The 16,496-nt window shown below is 52.6% G+C and carries 19 protein-coding genes; 12 read left to right on the forward strand and 7 right to left on the reverse strand.

Going from position 1 to position 16,496, the window contains the following annotated elements:
• Positions 1 to 177: 177 nt before the first annotated feature.
• The 4 genes from AC27K1_RS08315 to AC27K1_RS08330 are packed head-to-tail and all read left to right on the forward strand — an operon-like array spanning position 178 to position 2,494.
• The gene (locus tag AC27K1_RS08315; RefSeq protein WP_487149744.1) at positions 178 to 1,137 is read left to right on the forward strand and encodes a CsgG/HfaB family protein; all 960 of its coding nucleotides are present in this window, start codon (positions 178 to 180) and stop codon (positions 1,135 to 1,137) included.
• Between the two features lie 17 nt (positions 1,138 to 1,154).
• Positions 1,155 to 1,475 carry a hypothetical protein gene (locus tag AC27K1_RS08320; protein WP_487149746.1) on the forward strand — a complete coding sequence of 107 codons (321 nt, stop codon included), beginning with the start codon at positions 1,155 to 1,157 and terminating at the stop codon, positions 1,473 to 1,475.
• A complete protein-coding gene (locus tag AC27K1_RS08325) occupies positions 1,475 to 1,843 on the forward strand; it encodes a DUF4810 domain-containing protein (RefSeq protein WP_487149748.1) in 369 nt (122 codons plus the stop codon). The genes AC27K1_RS08320 and AC27K1_RS08325 overlap by 1 nt, the downstream gene beginning before the upstream one ends.
• A complete protein-coding gene (locus tag AC27K1_RS08330) occupies positions 1,844 to 2,494 on the forward strand; it encodes a DUF799 domain-containing protein (protein WP_487149749.1) in 651 nt (216 codons plus the stop codon).
• A 163-nt stretch (positions 2,495 to 2,657) separates the two neighbouring features.
• Here AC27K1_RS08330 and mnmL read toward each other — a convergent pair whose 3' ends face one another.
• Together mnmL and AC27K1_RS08340 are read right to left on the reverse strand one after the other, a co-directional pair.
• Positions 2,658 to 3,548 (reverse strand): tRNA modification radical SAM protein MnmL/YtqA, encoded by an 891-nt coding sequence (gene mnmL, locus AC27K1_RS08335; RefSeq protein WP_487149751.1) that lies wholly within the window; start codon positions 3,546 to 3,548, stop codon positions 2,658 to 2,660.
• A gap of 191 nt (positions 3,549 to 3,739) precedes the next feature.
• On the reverse strand, positions 3,740 to 4,045 hold the full coding sequence (locus AC27K1_RS08340) for a hypothetical protein (protein WP_487149752.1): 306 nt from the start codon (positions 4,043 to 4,045) through the stop codon (positions 3,740 to 3,742).
• A gap of 207 nt (positions 4,046 to 4,252) precedes the next feature.
• On the opposite strand from AC27K1_RS08340, the gene AC27K1_RS08345 reads away from it, so the two are divergent.
• Complete coding sequence (locus tag AC27K1_RS08345; protein WP_487149753.1) at positions 4,253 to 4,588, forward strand: hypothetical protein; 336 nt, start codon at positions 4,253 to 4,255, stop codon at positions 4,586 to 4,588.
• 48 nt (positions 4,589 to 4,636) lie between these two features.
• Here AC27K1_RS08345 and AC27K1_RS08350 read toward each other — a convergent pair whose 3' ends face one another.
• Positions 4,637 to 6,244 carry a peptide ABC transporter substrate-binding protein gene (locus tag AC27K1_RS08350; RefSeq protein WP_487149754.1) on the reverse strand — a complete coding sequence of 536 codons (1,608 nt, stop codon included), beginning with the start codon at positions 6,242 to 6,244 and terminating at the stop codon, positions 4,637 to 4,639.
• 255 nt (positions 6,245 to 6,499) lie between these two features.
• On the opposite strand from AC27K1_RS08350, the gene AC27K1_RS08355 reads away from it, so the two are divergent.
• Complete coding sequence (locus AC27K1_RS08355) at positions 6,500 to 6,781, forward strand: hypothetical protein (RefSeq protein WP_487149755.1); 282 nt, start codon at positions 6,500 to 6,502, stop codon at positions 6,779 to 6,781.
• Here AC27K1_RS08355 and AC27K1_RS08360 read toward each other — a convergent pair whose 3' ends face one another.
• Positions 6,782 to 7,168 (reverse strand): acyl-CoA thioesterase, encoded by a 387-nt coding sequence (locus tag AC27K1_RS08360; protein WP_487149757.1) that lies wholly within the window; start codon positions 7,166 to 7,168, stop codon positions 6,782 to 6,784.
• A 350-nt stretch (positions 7,169 to 7,518) separates the two neighbouring features.
• Between AC27K1_RS08360 and AC27K1_RS08365 the strand changes: the two genes are divergently transcribed.
• The 3 genes from AC27K1_RS08365 to AC27K1_RS08375 all read left to right on the forward strand — a co-directional run bounded on the left by AC27K1_RS08365 (position 7,519) and on the right by AC27K1_RS08375 (position 9,221).
• Positions 7,519 to 7,839, forward strand: coding sequence for an Hpt domain-containing protein (locus tag AC27K1_RS08365; protein WP_487149758.1), 321 nt, complete (start codon positions 7,519 to 7,521; stop codon positions 7,837 to 7,839).
• A gap of 129 nt (positions 7,840 to 7,968) precedes the next feature.
• Entirely contained in the window at positions 7,969 to 8,535 is a 567-nt protein-coding gene (locus AC27K1_RS08370) for a sigma-70 family RNA polymerase sigma factor (RefSeq protein WP_487149760.1), read from the forward strand.
• Positions 8,520 to 9,221, forward strand: a complete 702-nt coding sequence (locus AC27K1_RS08375; protein ID WP_487149761.1) for an anti-sigma factor — start codon at positions 8,520 to 8,522, stop codon at positions 9,219 to 9,221. Before AC27K1_RS08370 ends, AC27K1_RS08375 begins: the two co-directional genes overlap by 16 nt.
• A 42-nt stretch (positions 9,222 to 9,263) precedes the next feature.
• On the opposite strand, the gene amrA is transcribed toward AC27K1_RS08375, so the two are convergent.
• Together amrA and amrB are read right to left on the reverse strand one after the other, a co-directional pair.
• The gene (amrA, locus tag AC27K1_RS08380) at positions 9,264 to 9,830 is read right to left on the reverse strand and encodes an AmmeMemoRadiSam system protein A (RefSeq protein ID WP_487149762.1); all 567 of its coding nucleotides are present in this window, start codon (positions 9,828 to 9,830) and stop codon (positions 9,264 to 9,266) included.
• 55 nt (positions 9,831 to 9,885) lie between these two features.
• Positions 9,886 to 10,665, reverse strand: a complete 780-nt coding sequence (gene amrB, locus AC27K1_RS08385; RefSeq protein ID WP_487149763.1) for an AmmeMemoRadiSam system protein B — start codon at positions 10,663 to 10,665, stop codon at positions 9,886 to 9,888.
• Between the two features lie 165 nt (positions 10,666 to 10,830).
• Here amrB and amrS point away from each other — a divergent pair, with 165 nt between their 5' ends.
• Complete coding sequence (amrS, locus tag AC27K1_RS08390; RefSeq protein ID WP_487149764.1) at positions 10,831 to 11,925, forward strand: AmmeMemoRadiSam system radical SAM enzyme; 1,095 nt, start codon at positions 10,831 to 10,833, stop codon at positions 11,923 to 11,925.
• A 20-nt stretch (positions 11,926 to 11,945) separates the two neighbouring features.
• Here the strand turns inward: amrS and AC27K1_RS08395 are convergent, their stop codons facing one another.
• Positions 11,946 to 14,336 (reverse strand): Lon protease family protein, encoded by a 2,391-nt coding sequence (locus tag AC27K1_RS08395; RefSeq protein ID WP_487149765.1) that lies wholly within the window; start codon positions 14,334 to 14,336, stop codon positions 11,946 to 11,948.
• A gap of 471 nt (positions 14,337 to 14,807) precedes the next feature.
• Between AC27K1_RS08395 and AC27K1_RS08400 the strand changes: the two genes are divergently transcribed.
• Positions 14,808 to 15,755 carry an ABC transporter ATP-binding protein gene (locus AC27K1_RS08400; protein ID WP_487149766.1) on the forward strand — a complete coding sequence of 316 codons (948 nt, stop codon included), beginning with the start codon at positions 14,808 to 14,810 and terminating at the stop codon, positions 15,753 to 15,755.
• Positions 15,755 to 16,489: an ABC transporter permease subunit gene (locus AC27K1_RS08405; RefSeq protein WP_487149767.1), complete on the forward strand. Its 735-nt coding sequence runs from the start codon at positions 15,755 to 15,757 to the stop codon at positions 16,487 to 16,489. Before AC27K1_RS08400 ends, AC27K1_RS08405 begins: the two co-directional genes overlap by 1 nt.
• Positions 16,490 to 16,496 lie beyond the last annotated feature (7 nt).

The following is a 16,496-nucleotide window of genomic DNA, read 5'->3' on the forward strand; positions in this document are numbered from 1 at the left end:
ATGAATCAAAAGAGGCGACATCTATCCTGCCACAGCGGGACACCCTGCTCACTAAGTTTGATTTTCGACAATGTTGTAGTTGGATGAGCGAGATTGCCAGTGTAACAGCTTCTGAGTTTTGTGTATGATTCTTGACGTTTAGTTATACATAATTTCGCCTTTGTAAATAATTCTGATATGAAAAAACTAACATCCATGGCCATGGCTGTGATGCTTACGGGTTGTGCAACACAGTCACCTCATATTGCAATACAGGACGCACCTGTAAGCCAAAGTGAGCAAAGATCTGCACAAAATGATGCTATCAAAAATGCGCGCGAGCAGGCCTTATCTCTCAAGCGAAAGATCGCCATAGGTAGAATGACAAATGAAACCACTTATGGACGCTCCCTTCTTCGTGACGAGCATTTGGATCCTTTGGGTAAGCAGGTGAGCGATATGCTTTCCGCCCGTCTGATCAACTCAGGAAATTTTCTGGTTTTTGAGCGCCCGGATATTTCCCGCATAAAGCAGGAACGGCAGGCTTTTGGAGTTAATGGCGAACTGGTTGGAGTGGACACTCTGATCGTAGGCTCTCTCACTGAATTTGGCCGAAGCGTTACTGGTGAAAGTGGCTTTCTGAGCAGTACAAAAACACAATTAGCGCATGCGAAAGTTGAGCTGAGACTTGTGGATGTCAAAACCGGTCAAGCATTTTTTTCTGCCAGCGGAGCTGGTGAAGCCACGCAGGAGAGTGCTTCTGTAGCAGGTTTTGGTTCCAGGGCTGCATATGACGGTACGCTGACCGACAAGGCGATTGCAGCTGCCATCAGCGATGTGATTGATGAAATGATACAGAAAATGATGGAGCGTCCATGGAAGACTTCTATCCTGGACGTTGTTGATGGGCAAATATTCATTAGTGGTGGGCAGAGTCAAGGACTGACTGCGGGCAAGCAGCTTAGCGTGATGACCAAAGGTAAAACGGTGAAATCAAAACAAACTGGTTTCATGGTCACTCTGCCAGGAAGAGAGGTTGCCAAGGTTGAAGTCGTCTCTACCTTCGGTGACAGTGAAAGCAATGAAGGTAGCCTAGTAAAGGTGACCAGTGGGGCAATTAAAGGCCATAGCTTAGATCAGCTGGAAATTGTCGAATAAATCAAGGATCGAATATTATGCTTAAAATCCCGGCTCTTGCAGCACTTGTTTTGGCTTTTTTCACCCTTTCAGGGTGTGTAAACACGCCCACTGCAAAGGTACAAGCGAAAGATGACAGACCTTTGATTATGTTCACTGGCGCTAAGTCCGATGACGTGGTGGTTATAGATGGAATACAAATGGGCAGTGCCTCCGATTTCAAAGACGGGGATACAGCCCTTCGCATTGAACCAGGTACGCACTATCTGCAAATCCAAAGAGAAGGTGTCAACGTCCTAAATCAGAAGTTTTATGTTGCTGATGGCGTAAGTAAAACCTTTGCAATTGGTGCTGAATAATGATGAGAAAGTTTGTTGCACTGACCTTTGTTGCAGTCTCAATCCTTTTGTCTGGGTGTCAAACAAACCAGGGACTCTATTACTGGGGTGACTACGAGTCAGGACTTTATAGTTACTACAAAGACCCGGCAGAGTTGAGTGCCTTGTCTGAGCAGATTCGGCTGGCAATAGATGAAGCAAATGGGCGAGTGGCTCCGGGTATGTATGCTGAATATGCAACGCTGATGTTGCATCAGGGCAAAACAGACGAGGCAATCATTTACTACACCAAGGAAAGAGAGCTTTGGCCTGAGAGTCGACAGTTGATGGATGCCATGATCAGTAACCTGAAACGCAAACAAAAATCTGACAGCCAAAAGGATGTATAAATGATTCGCAAAACGAAACTATGGCTGATTGCTTTTGGGATTAGTCTTCTGACCGGCTGTGCAACTCAGGCACCTCAGGTTGATTTTACAGCTTTTCAACAGGAGAGCCCAACTTCAATACTCGTAGTTCCTGTGGTTAATGAGTCTGTTGATGTTGATGCACCCAATTACTTCCTTTCCACCATTTCTACACCCTTGGCAGAGAAGGGCTACTATGTCTTTCCTGTCAACACAGTAAAAACAGTGTTGGAAGGTGAGGGGTTATATGATGCGAACCTTGTGCATTCTGCAGACCCAACGAAACTGGGTGAAATGTTTGGCGCGGACTCGATTCTTTATGTCACCATCAATAAGTGGGATGCACAATATATCTTACTGAGTACCACTGTAACAGTTGGATTTACGTATAAAATCGTAAGTGGTAAGACCGGTGAGCAGCTGTGGACAGCGAACAAGGTTATGCAGTACACACCTCAACAGAATAATTCTTCCGGAAATCCTATGGTAGACCTTGTGGCTATGGCTGTTTCTGCGGCAATTACCCGTGCAGCACCGAACTACTTGCCATTGACTCGGCAGGCGAATTACCAGGTTCTCTATATTGATCCTACCAAGCTGCCTAACGGCCCCTACCTGCCGAAAAAGTCCTGATCGGACTGAAATGTTGTTATTGGTAATGGCTCTTCCTAGCAGGTGAGAGCCATTAACTTTCCAAAAATACTAGTTTTGGGGCAGAGATATATTGCACTTAAAAATCAGGGAGGGGTCAAAGTCCTGATCAATTATCAATATAAATACCCTACTTAATTTTCTATCACTGTTTTTCAAGCAGCTCATAAATCCCGCCAAGTATATCCCATTTAAATTTCACCCACTCAGGTGCGAGAAGGTACTGATGGGCGCCAGAGCCGGTCAGTCGATGGAAAAGCAGCTCTTTCGGAGCGGTTCTGATGATTTCGACCACAGTATCCACATAATCGTTCATGGTCAGCTCTGGTACCAGGCCTTGTTTCCACTCCCGGGCCAATTGTGTGCCTTTTACTATGTGGAGGGGGTGAATCTTGATGGCTTTTACGCCCAGGTCCAGCACACGCTGGTAACTGGTCAGGGTGTCTTTTGCGGTTTCCCCCGGAATACCCATGATCAGGTGGGTGCACAGGTTCAGGCCGAATTGGTGCACACGCTGTACGGCATCCTCGTAATCGGCGAATGTATGGCCGCGGTTGATGCGTTCCAGCGAGGCATCAAAGCTGGATTGCAGACCGAGTTCCAGCCAGATTTCGTGGCCCTGTTGTTGATAGTCAGCAAGCAGAGCCAGCACAGGGTCAGGGACGCAATCGGGACGGGTGCCGATGGCCAGACCGATAATCTCGTCAGCCGCCAGTGCTTCATCGTAGAGCGCTTTCAGGCGCTCAATCTCGCCGTAGGTGTTCGAATAAGACTGGAAATAGGCGATGAAGCGGCGCGCCTTTCGCACCTGTTCCACACGTGTTCTTGCAGCATTCAATTGTGCAGTCACGGAACCCGCTTTGGTCGAAGCCGGGCTGAACGAGTTGTTGTTACAGAAACTGCAGCCGCCAATGCCTTTGGTGCCGTCACGGTTGGGGCAGGTGAAGTCAGCGTTGACGGACAGTTTGTGAATCGGTTCTCCGTATTTTTGCCGGAGATAATTGCCAAAGGTGTTGACGTAACGGGTCAGATCCATAAGCGCGTGATGACGGGTTGTCAGAAACCTGTCGGTTGGCCTCTGCAGTGATTGGAAAGGGGGAGACTGGATGGTTGGCACAATACGTGATCAGCGTGCCTGCCACTATCCGTGTTTTTGCTGATCAGTTTATTGGAGGCTTTGGGAGATGGCTGCCGGCCTGTGGCCGGCACTGGCGTGAAAGCAGGTGCTTACTGATACTTTCGCATCTTCTCGAGGACATCCTTGACGATGCGGCGGGCATTGGCCTCGGTGGCCTTGCTGTTCTTGTTTTCTGACTGGCTTTTGCTGTCGATGATGCGGGTTGCCAGCTTGCGGGCCACGGACGCCACCAGTTCATCCATGAACGCTTCGTCGAACCAGGGCATGTCGCTGAACTGGATCTGGACCAGCTGAGTTTCCTTCTTTTTCTTGCCCTGCTCAGAGAAATGGATAGCAAAATCCCCGTTATCGGACGCGCTCTGACTGATGGTCAAAGTAAACTGTTCGCCGCTCATGACTATCCATCTCCAGACTGTTATACCCTGATTGTCGGCAGGGGCATGACCGGCTTTACGGTCTTATTTCATGCAATGTTGCCTTTGCATGCCTGGGCGGTATTTTTCTGTTCGGGATGCCATTTATCTGTTGGCGGCGAAGTTCAGACTGTGTTCTGCGGTGTTTCAGTTTTGCACATTTTCCCAATCATTCAGGGGGGAGTTGTCATGATTACTGATATCCAGATGCAGTCGCTGGTTCAGCGGATTGCCCATCATGCCACTATGGCGGTGCTGCACGGAAGAATGCCAAAGGATCAGGCGATTGATAATGCGATTCTCTCCACGCTGGAGCGGGTGGAAGATGAGAAAACCCATGAAGAGCACTACCTTTTTTCAAACACAACAGGCAGCCTGGCGCTGGACCTGAGTGATATGCAACGGCTTGAAATGGATGCGGGCAGAGCGTTTCTCCAGGAGGTTCAGACTGAAGATCGCAAGGATGTCATTCATGGCGTGCTGGTTGTGGCCGTATTGGCTGTCATTGCGGCTTTGACCTGGTAATTCTCCGCGGAGTCAGAGTCTGCCGCTGACTCCGCTGCACACAAGTGATTATTGCTTAAGGTATAAATGCCGGGTATAGACCTGATCCTGCGGGCTTGAATAGTAGTTGCCCACCCTGGGTGATACCAGGCGTGCTGTCACATAGTGATACAAGGGAATCACCGGCATCTCCTGATTCAGAATCCCTTCCAGTTTCTCGTAGATTTTTTCTCGCTTGTGAATATCCAGCGTTGTCAGCGCCATTGCCATTAACCGATCATATTCGGGATGATGGAACCGGGCTTTATTGCTGCTGTGATCGCTGACAAAAATTGACAGCATGCTGGATGTCTCATCAAAATCTGCAATCCAGCTGGCACGCGCCAGGTCAAATTGTCCCAGTTTGATGGATTCAACGGCCGCTTTCCATTCCTGGTTGACCAGCTCTACATCGGCGCCTAATGCCTGTTTCCACATCTGGGCGATAGCAATGGCAATTTTCTTGCGTGACTCGCTGGTGTTATAGAGGATGCTCACTTTCAGGGGATTTGCCGACGAATAGCCTGCCTGCCGATAAAACGCCCGGGCTGCGGCCAGCCGCTCTTCCTGTGACATCAGCTGGTAATCCGGTGTGTAGTCCGGCATGGACGTGGTGTAAGACGGCGTGAAGGTATAAGCCGGGATCTGCCCTTCGCCCAGCACTTTTTCCGTCAATGCCTGCCGGTCAATGGCGTAGGATAGCGCCTTGCGCAGATTGACATCCTTGAACGCACCCTTGCGGGTATTAAAGGCGTAATACTCTGTGCCCAGCAGGCGGGACAGGTGTATCTCTGCGGCCTGTTTTTTCCTGATATGGGCATAGTAATTGGCAGGAAGGCCACTGGTAATATCGAGTTCGCCGGCCTGGTAGCGATGATATTCGGCAGAAGGGGATGTCAGCGGCAGATAGGAGACGGTTAGAATTTGCAGATGCCTGTGAGAAGGGTGACGTTTATTCGCTGTCAACTCGATATGTTCATTGACGACCCAGTCTGTCAGGGTATAAGTCCCGTTGCTGACGAAATTGTTTTTGTCGATCCAGTTATCACCATGTTGCCTGACGATTTTCTGAGGCACAGGGAATAGCACCGGGTGGGTCAGTGTTTCCAGAAACCAGGCCAGGGGGCGATCCAGCGTCACCTCAAACGTGTCTGGTGACAGGGCGGCGACGCCCAGGTGCGAAGGTGGGCGTTCCCCCCGAATAATGGCGCTCGCATGGGTGATGCCCAGCATTTCGAGGTACCAGGCATAAGGGGAGGCTGTTTTGGGATCCACGGCGCGCTGCCAGGCATAAACAAAGTCTTCCGCGGTGACCGGGGTGCCGTTTGACCATTCACTGTTTCGGAGATGAAAGGTCCAGACACGGCCATTTTGGCTAACCTCCCAGCGGGAAGCCTGCGCGGGCATAATATCCCAGCTTCGGTCACGGGTTACCAGGCCATCAAACAGGTCATTGGCAATGTTGATGGCTGGCAGACTGTGTATCTGTTGAGGATCAAGCGATTCAGGTTCTGCCGCATTGCCCCGAACCAGGTGGCTGCCCGAGAGTTTGGCAAAAACACTACCGACGCTCGCCAGGGAGACAGCAATGCAGAGCAGAAGGCAAAGCGACTTGCGAAGTGAATGGCTGTGTGACATGCCTGTGTTTCCCCTTACTGTGATCGCTTAACAGGTTTTAACTATCGTCTTTTTTATGCGGATTGTGGATAACGAGGCGATGCCTGATTCACGGATCCGACTGGCTGACAACTATTCTTATAGGAACGGCAGATAAAAATACACGTGCTTTTCCTATAGTTTTTAAGCAGTTTATTAACCTTTAAAAATACTGCTCACACGCCAAAGCTCAAGGGAAAAGAACGGATTGTTTTGTGAATCAGGAGGAATGGGGCAATGTCGCAGGTAAATAATAATGGCCCGATAGGGCCGATTGATCCCTCCGGACAACCCGGATCGACCGGGAAACCCACCGGTCAGGTCGATCAGACAGATGCGGATGCCTTCGCCAATATGATGGACGGCGATGACACCGCTGACGCGACCCAGGCGGGCGAAGGCACAGAAGAAACCACGCGGGAAGAATTCGAAGAGCTGTTTCGCCGTAATTCTTTCCAGCAGTTCATGGAACAATCCAAGAAGCTGGTGGATGAAGCGAAAAAGAACAGTGAGGGCTGATCAGATTTCTTCGCGATCCACCGGTTGTGCCTTGCCATTTTCATCAATGGCCACATAGGTAAAGATCCCTTCCGTCACTTTGGCCCGGGTCTGGTTATAGGGCATGCCCATGGTCCAGACTTCAATGCGAATCCGCATTGAGGTTCTTCCCACCTTCAGAATATCGGTATAACAGCAAACGATCTCACCGACCCGAACGGCCTGGTGGAAACTCATGGATTCAATGGCCACGGTCGCAATCCGGCTATGACTGCGCCCCTTGGCGGCCAGACCACCCGCGATATCCATCTGGGACAGCAACCAGCCGCCGAAGATGTCGCCATTGGGGTTGGTGTCAGCCGGCATGGCCAGGGTGCGCAGGGAAAGTTCGCCTCGAGGTTCGGTCATGGTGGAGCTCCGGGTTCGGTGTGAGGCGGGGAATCCTAATCACTGGCTGCCGGGTGAACAATGGTGATGTATGCGTACCTGAAAAAGACCTGCCCGAAAAAATAACGCGCCAGTGCAGAAATTGCGGGTTTCAACTATCCCCACCGGTGTCGGATGCGCTACTGGTACGCCAGGGCTGGGCAGCTTTTGTCTGCATGCGGGGTATCTTCTTTTCGATGGTCTTCAAGCCGGTTTTAGGGTGATTGGCAATAAGCCATTTTTTCTTCCCGAAGCATCAATGTCTGGGCGCTATAGTGTAACTAGACCTTACAGCATAAGGATCAGTTTTCTGGCGGTACAGGGAGTACGTTATGCTGAATATGGAAATGCTTCGGGACTTTTTTGGAGACGAGGGAGAGATTCGTGAGATTCTCGCCCAGTTTGTCGAAACCACGGACAGCGATATCCTGCAGCTTGAGCAAGCCATAGGGGAGCGGGATATCGGTCAGGTCGCTGAACTGGCCCACAGGATCAAGGGTGCCAGCCAGGTGATTGGTGCGGCAGATCTGGTTCGGGCTGTGGGTGAACTGGAAGCCGATGCCAGAACCCATGATGACCACTGTTTCGACGAACTTTACGCGGAACTGGCCGAAACCTATCGCCATGTCAGTGAAGAAATACGCAATCTCTGACGCATCCCGCCTGCCAAATGATCGTGGTATGATCGCCTGCATTAGAACACCTCGAATGTTGTTGAAGCATTCATAGATGCTTTTTTCATAACCCCAACCGGTACTATCACAATAAGCGGTGGACGTAGTATGAATTCAGCCCCTGTCGGGCAGGCTGAGACAGAGCTGCAGACCTGGTTGTCTGGCTGTGCCCGGGGACATCACCCTTCCCTCAAGAAACTCTATCAGCGTACTTCCGCGAATCTGTTTGCGGTGGCCCTGCGTATATTGAATGACCGGCAACAGGCAGAGGACTGTCTTCAGCAGGCGTATCTCAAAATCTGGCAAAACGCGGGACGTTATGACCACAGTAAAGCCCGGCCCATGACCTGGATGAATACCATTGTCAGGAACCAGGCGCTGGATATGCTGAGACGCCGCCGGGTTGTGGAAGTCAGCGACAGTGATGAGCAGGCCGCCGTGCTGGTGGATGAGTCACCCTCACAGGAAGAAGAGGTCTTCCGCAGGCAAAGTGGTGGTCAGATTCACCATTGTCTGGAAACGCTGTCCGGGCAGCAGCGCCAGTGCATTGAACTGGCGTATTTCGAGGGCATGACGCACCAGGAATTATCGGAACAGCTGAGTGCGCCTCTGGGTAGCGTAAAGACCTGGATTCGACGTGGACTGCTGAGGTTGAAAGAATGTCTGAATATCTGAATCTGAGTGATCCGGAACAGCGAAACCAGGCAGCGGCAGATTATGTACTGGGGTTGTTGGATCAGCATGAGAAAGCGGCATTCGAAGCCCTGCTGTCAGTCAGCCATGATGCTCAGAGGGAAGTTGCCCGGTGGCGGGAGCGTCTGGATATCCTGAATCAATCATTAACCCCTGTGACGCCTCCCGATCGTGTATGGAAAGCTGTGTGTGCTCAAACCCGTCAGGCTGGACGCTGGTGGGATAACCTGCTGATCTGGAAAAGTGCTGCCGCGGGATTGTTCGCCACGCTGCTGGTAGTGGGCTTACTGTTTCTGCGTAATCCTTATCCGGCCGTTGAGGGTGATTATGTCTATGTTGTTCAGGGCAATACGGCACAGCCAGAGTGGATTGTGAATGCGTCACTGTCGACCAATACTGTCAGCATGAATGCCATCCAGCCAGTGGATCTGCCGAATGGACAAGTCTGTGAACTCTGGCTGATGCTCAAGGGGCAGGAGCCGGTTTCCCTGGGCATCCTGCCGAAACAGGGTGTGAAGACGGTTGAACTCGAAAAATCCTGGCGCGATCAGCTGGCGGAAACGCCATTGGTGATTACGGTTGAATCACCACAGGGGGCACCCAGTGGTTATCAGATGGGACCGGTAGTGAATCAGGGGGAATGGGTGCCCGTTAACAAGAGTATTTAATGACGGATTCTCTATTTACGGCTTTGGAGCAGACTGGCTATCTTAACCCGCCTGCTCCCGAAACTTATCACAGTGATAGCGATAGCATTTCATGGTGTCAGGCCAGCTTTCCAGTGACATGCCGGCTTTGCGTTTCAGGTGGTTAAGAAACAGTGTGGGTTCGGGCAATTGTGACCAGACCTGTGGAAGGAATGTCGCACGATGCTTGCCGTCATCAATCAGCAGACCGTCAATGCCGGGTTGTAATTGTGCGAGCAAATCCTGTTCATCGTTGACCTGCATCGGTTCCATGGGCGATAAGATCGAAATTTCTACAGTAATCTGTGCCAGTTCTGCGGCCGAGACTGGGGGAAAGCGTGGATCCTTGAAAGCACTGGAAAACGCATTGACGGCGACATCGTTGATGAGAGGGCGATAGGCTTCCAGGGAACCAATACAGCCGCGAAGATATTGGTTAAGAGTCAGCGTCACAAAGCTGGCCCTGATTGCCTGTAGCGGATTGGACGTTGTTTCAGTTTCCGGCACCAGGGGCTTCCCAGACTGGAGGCCGTGTTCGATACTCTTCCTTGCAATGGCCAGTAATTGAGCCTGGTCTTCTTCTGTCCACATGGTGTGTTCCTTTCAGGCCAGTGGGACTTTTATGTTTAGTTTTGGATAGCGTCAATTATTGCAGGGCAAATGCGGCGTAACCCACGACCCGGTTTTTGTCCCCCGCCGTATCACCGGAATTACAGACTTCCAGCGTAGACACCTGCATGCCTTTCTGTCTGGCAACTTCCAGCAAACCATTCAGTGGTCGGCAACCACAGGCCTGGCCGCCGGTCAGGTTGGGTGTCAGTTGTTCAATCGCTTTGACGGTAGCGGCATCCCGGGCTCGGGCTTCGTCATAGGTGTGGTAATGGCTGAGGTCGGTGCTGATCACAATCAGGGTTTCATCACCGCCCCAGATGGCTTCCAGCACTTCCGCTACGGCCATGGTGGAGGCATCACCCACGACCAGCGGCACCAGGTGGAAATCTGTCAGACAACGCTGCAGAAAGGGAACCTGGACTTCCAGTGAATGTTCCATGGCATGGGCGGCGTCCAGAACCTGTACCTGGCCCAGGCTGAGCAGGGCCTGCATGGCCTGGGTATCCAGAGGCACCTCACCCAATGGCGTGGTAAAGGTTTCACAGTCCGGCAGTGCCAGTCCACGGAAGGGTACCCGATGGCTGGGTCCCAGCAGAATCACCCGACGAATCGTATCAGCCTGTTCCTGCAGCAGGCGATAGGCTGTGGCGGCCGTTTGCCCTGAATAGATGTAACCGGCATGGGGCACCACCAGTATCTTGGGCGACAAATCCCGCTTCGGTGCATTGGCAAGGAAGGTGGCAATAGCAGCATCCAGCTTTTCGGTGTTGGCAGGATAGAAGCTCCCCGCCACGGCAGGTTGTCGTGTTTTCATAGCAGGCCCCCGGTCTGTCGAGCATAGTTAAGTATAACCACGACCTGGCAGACGCATCAGAATATTTACTGATCAACATTGTTATTGATCGCGGCAATTGGTTTTTGCATCTTCGGGCATTTTGCCTAATGCTTAGTGGCAGGAAAATCTAAGGAGGGAATGGCCATGGTTCAAGCATCTACCATACCGCCATCGGCATTTCCGACCCGTTACTGGCATGAGCTGGAAGACGGGCGAATACAGTGTGATCTTTGTCCCCGGGGCTGCAAGCTGCGAGAGGGGCAGCAGGGGCTCTGTTTTGTGCGGGAGCGTCGGGATGACACGATCGTATTAACCAGTTATGGCCGCTCCAGCGGTTTCTGCATTGACCCCATTGAAAAGAAACCCCTCAATCACTTTCTGCCGGGTACGCCGGTATTGTCCTTTGGTACTGCCGGTTGCAACCTGGCCTGCAAGTTCTGCCAGAATTGGGACATCAGTAAATCCCGGGAGATTGACTCCCTGGCGGACAGCGCCATGCCGGAAAGGCTGGCTGCCGCAGCGGTTCAGCTGAAATGTCGCAGTATGGCATTCACCTACAATGACCCCATTATTTTTCTTGAGTATGCGAATGATGTGGCCCAGGCCGGGCATGAGGTCGGCGTACGTTCGGTAGCGGTCACGGCTGGTTATATCTGTGATGAGCCAAGAATCGATTTTTTCCGTCACATGGACGCAGCCAATATCGATCTTAAGGCATTTACGGAACGTTTTTACAAGAAAATCTGTGGCGGTGAACTGGCGCCGGTATTGGAGACACTGATTTACCTCCGTCAGGAAACCAATGTCTGGTTCGAGATAACAACCTTGTTGATTCCGGATGAAAATGACTCCGATGCTGAACTGGACGCCATGACCGGCTGGATCGTTGAGCACCTGGGGCCTGATGTGCCATTACATTTTTCAGCATTCCATCCGGACTGGAAAATGACTGACAAGCCCAACACCCCGGCCGCAACCCTGACTCGTGCAAGAAAGATAGCGATGCAAAATGGCATTCGTTACTGCTACACCGGCAATGTACATGATCCTTCCGGAAGCAGTACCTACTGTCATGGCTGCGGGGAACGGTTGATTGAACGGGACTGGTATCAGTTGGGCGACTGGCAGTTGGATGATAAAGGCTGCTGTGGCCATTGTGGTACTGCGTTACCCGGGATTTTTGAGCCGGGCGCCGGCGGCTGGGGCCGTCGGCGCATTCCGGTCAGGATGACAAGCTGAATTGCATCAAATGCGCAGTATCAGTGGGCATCCTTGGCGAGTTCTGCAATCTCCTTGAGCCGTTCCAGCACCCGGTAATTGATGGTGCCTTTTGGGTATTTGCCACGACTGTTGAGTTTACCGGGTTTCATGCCGCAGAGAATTTCCAGTGCTTCCTCAACCTCTGATACGGCATAAACCGTAAACTGCTTGGCACGGACGGCATCCTGAATCTCGGGTTTGAGCATCAGGTTGCGGACGTTGGAGGAAGGAATGATTACCCCCTGGTTTTCCTTCAGTCCACGGGCCTTGCAGAGATCAAAGAACCCTTCAATCTTCTCATTCACACCGCCGATGGCCTGTACCTGACCATGCTGGTTGATGGAGCCGGTAATCGCCAGTCCCTGGTTAATCGGGATTTCGGTCAGTGCAGAAATCAGACAGCAGAGTTCGGCCAGTGACGCACTGTCACCGTCGATGTAGCCATAGGATTGCTCCATCGCCAGGCTGGCAGAGATGGCAAGTGGGAAATGTTGAGCATAGCGGGCGCCCAGGTAACCGGTCAGGATCATGACCCCTTTGGAGTGGATAGCCTGCCCCAGCTGAACTTCCCGTTCGATATCGACAATACCCTGGGAACCAGGATACACCGCTGCAGTAATGCGGGCTGGTGAGCCAAAACTGGTATCGCCGACAGCGAGGACAGTCAATCCGTTAATCTTGCCGATGGCCGTTCCCTCGGTATCGATCAGGATGCTGCCTTCCAGCATCTCCTTCTGGATTTCCTTGCTGACCCGGCTGGTGCGTTCCGCCTTGGCTTCCAGCGCCTTGTTGATGTGGTGATGGGTGATCTTCCGCCCCTTGGCCATGCGACGGATGAAATCCGCTTCCGCCAGCAGGTCGAACAGGTTACCGATGTGCGCCGACAGGTGACCACGGTGTTCTGCGAGACGCGAGCTATGTTCCACCATACGGGCAACGGCCTGGGAGGTCAGTGCCGGATAGCCTTCGTCATCGGCACGGGTTTTCAGCAGGCGGGCAAAGGCGTGGGTGGTGTCTGGTGTGCGCTCCAGGTAGCCGTCGAAATCCACCAGGACCCGGAACATTTCGTGGAAGTCCGGATCCAGTTCCTGCAAGAGGTAATAGATCTGACGGGAACCAATCAGGATGACCTTGACGTCCAGGGGAATATCGTCCGGCGTCAGGGTGATGGTGTTCACCAGTCCCAGCTCAGCAGCGGGTGATTCGATTTTCAGTTGTTCTTCTTTCAGTGCACGTTTCAGCGCTTCCCAGACAAACGGCTCATCCAGCAATTTGGCGGCTTCAATCACCAGGTAACCGCCATTGGCTTTGTGCAGGCTACCGGGGCAGATCTGCCGGTAACTGGTGATCAGGGCACCCATTTCGGCGGCATATTCCACCCGGCCAAACAGGTTCTTGTAGTTAGGATGGGATTCAAATACCACCGGCGCCGGTGATTTCTTTTTGTGTCCTACTACGATATTGGGAGAATACTGTTCTTCCAGCTGGACGCGTTTGCTACCGTCATCACGGGATTCGATCGCCCGTTCTTCCGCCAGGATTTCCACCACAACCTTGTGCAGGTCCTGCTTCATGGCGGCCAGGTAGTTCAGGACATCTTTGTGTTTGCTGTACTTTTTCTTGAGCGGCTTGATCAGCGGCTCCAGCGCCTTGTCGATAGTGCTGTGGTTGAGTTTGCGCAGTTCCTCGCTGGATTCCCGCTTCCACTGGGGCAGTTCAGCCAGCCCGTCGTTGAGCAGGGTTTCGAGTTCGGTGATGTCATTGTTGAAACGTTCCCGGTCTTCATCGGGCAGCCTGGCGAATTCAGTTTCATCCATGGCCTTGCCTTCGCTCATGGGCGCGAAAGTCAGGGAGCCGGCTTCCCGGAACAGGGCGATGTTGCGGCGCAGCGCCTCCTGTTCCACACGGTCGATGGCCAGGTCGTAACTCTTGTTGAAGTTGCGCTCAATAATGCTTTTGTGCTGCTGATAGGTCGGGTGTTCGAAGGCGGCCGGGAAGGTGTCCAGCAAACCGTCAATCAATGTGTCGAAATCTGCCTGAAGTACCTGGCCGGTGCCAGCAGGCAACTGCAGTACAGACGGGGCGCGGGAATTATCAAAATTGTTGACGTAGGCCCAGTCCGAGGGCTCTTCCATCCGCTTGGCTTCACTTTTCAGGTAGTGCCGTACGTAGGAGGTCCGACCGGTGCCTGATTCTCCCATAACATAGATGTTATAGCCGGAACGCTGCATGGCGACGCCGAACTGGATGGCGCCGACAGCCCGCTCCTGGCCCAGCGTGCCGACAAACGGTTCCAGCTCGTCGGTGTCCTTGAAACCCAGGTCTGCCGGTGTCTGGCGGGCAGAAAGCTGGTTGGCGGCGACTTTTAGCTTGTTCACTGCGGTTGACATTAAGATCATTTTCCCTGAGCTGTTTCTCTTCAATAATACCTTAATCCGTCCAATAGCAGGACTGTCTTGGCGGTTAACCCGGGTTTCCGGATCGGGCAGAACCTGGTGAAGGGCTGCAGGTTCCGGTACGGCTTGAGACGGGGATATTACAGATAGTCTGAGGTTAATTATTGTCGGGTTGCAACGGCCTGACAAACCCGGATTGCCTGATTGCTAAATCCCTGTTTTGTCTATGGTAATTTTCTGCCCAAAATATCATGAAATTGGGCGCTTTTTGACCAAAAAGTTGTCTATGCTTCGTTCGCTTTGAATGTGTGCCCGCGGTGTTATCGCGTGGGGCAGGGTTAACGGGATATCCAACAGGCCAGGGATGTGATGCTGGCGTATACCTCCCGGATAATCTTCATGCTCCGGAAACCGTCAGGGCGAACCAGAACTGTGTTGAACCTGTGGAGACTGGATCAGGCAGCGATGATAACAATCGACAACCTCAAAAAGACCTTTGGCCGGTTCACGGCCGTCGATGGAATTACCTTTTCTGTCGGGCCTGGCGAAGTGCTTGGCTTTCTGGGCCCCAACGGGGCCGGTAAATCCACCACCATGAAGATGATCAGCGGCTTTATCAAGCCCACCTCCGGCGCGGTAAGCGTCTGTGGACATGATGTGCTCCGGGATCCGGTAGGTGCCAAGCGAATGCTGGGTTATCTGCCGGAAGGGGCACCTGCCTACGGTGAAATGACCCCGGCCCGTTTCCTGGATTTCATTGCCGATATCCGTGGGTTGAAAGGCGATGACAAGACTGTCCGTGTCCAGCACGTAGTTACACAGCTGGCGCTCGAATCAGTGATGCATCAATCCATTGACACCCTTTCCAAGGGGTTCCGGCGCCGGGTCGGTATTGCCCAGGCTATCCTCCATGACCCGGCCGTATTGATCCTTGATGAACCTACGGATGGGCTCGACCCAAACCAGAAGCACCAGGTTCGGGAACTGATCCGCAGCCTGTCAGAAGAAAAGATTGTCATCATATCCACCCATATTCTTGAAGAGGTTACCGCTGTGTGTACACGCGCCATTGTGATAGCGGGTGGGCGTGTTCTGGCAGATGCCTCGCCGGATGAGCTGGAACGTCGTTCCCGCTACCACCGTGCTCTCACCTTGATCCTGCCGGCAGTGGCGCCGGAAGAGGCGAAGGTCTGTCTTGGTCAGCTGCCCGGCGTTGCGGGTGTTGAAGTGGGGATTGATCAGGTTGCGCGTTACACGCTGCTGCCAGAGGCCGACGCTGACCTGTTCCCTGTCGTGAACCAGCTGCTGCAGGAAAAAGGATGGTCAGTGGACGAACTGTATGTGGAACGTGGTCGTCTGGATGACGTGTTCCGGATGCTGACCCGTAGAGAGCTGCAGAGGGAGGTGGCCTGATGCACAGCGTTAATGTGATTTTCCGGCGCGAACTGAGCAGCTATTTCGCCACGCCGCTCGCCTATGTCTATATCGTGATTTTCCTGATGATGACCGGTGCCTTCACTTTTTACCTGGGAAATTTTTTCGAACGCCGCCAGGCTGACCTGATGCCGTTTTTCATGTTCCACCCCTGGTTGTACCTTTTTCTAATACCGGCCGTAAGTATGCGGCTATGGGCCGAAGAACGTAAGACCGGCACGTTGGAGCTGCTACTGACCCTGCCCGTCAGCCTGGGGCAGGCGGTGTTGGGCAAGTTCCTGGCGGCCTGGGTCTTTACCGGTCTGGCGCTGTTGCTGACTTTCCCCATGTGGCTGACGGTCAATTACCTCGGCAGTCCGGATAACGGCGTTATTTTTGCCAGTTACCTGGGTAGCTGGTTGATGGCCGGTGGATTTATTGCTGTCGGTTCGTGTATGTCGGCATCGACCAGTAACCAGGTCATTGCCTTTATCCTCAGTGTGGTTGTCTGCTTCCTGCTGGTTGTTGCTGGCTATCCGATCGTGCTGGATGCCTTCCAGTCCTGGGCGCCGGCGCCGGTTGTTGATGCCATCGGCGCACTCAGTTTCCTGACGCACTTTGAAGCAATCAGCAAAGGGGTGCTGGATCTGCGGGATGTGATGTATTTCCTGATCATGATGGCGGCATGGCTTCTGGCCACAGCCATTGTCATTGATATGAAAAAGGCAGACTGAGGAGCTG

The organism is Kistimonas ophiarachnellae (genome assembly GCF_057552235.1).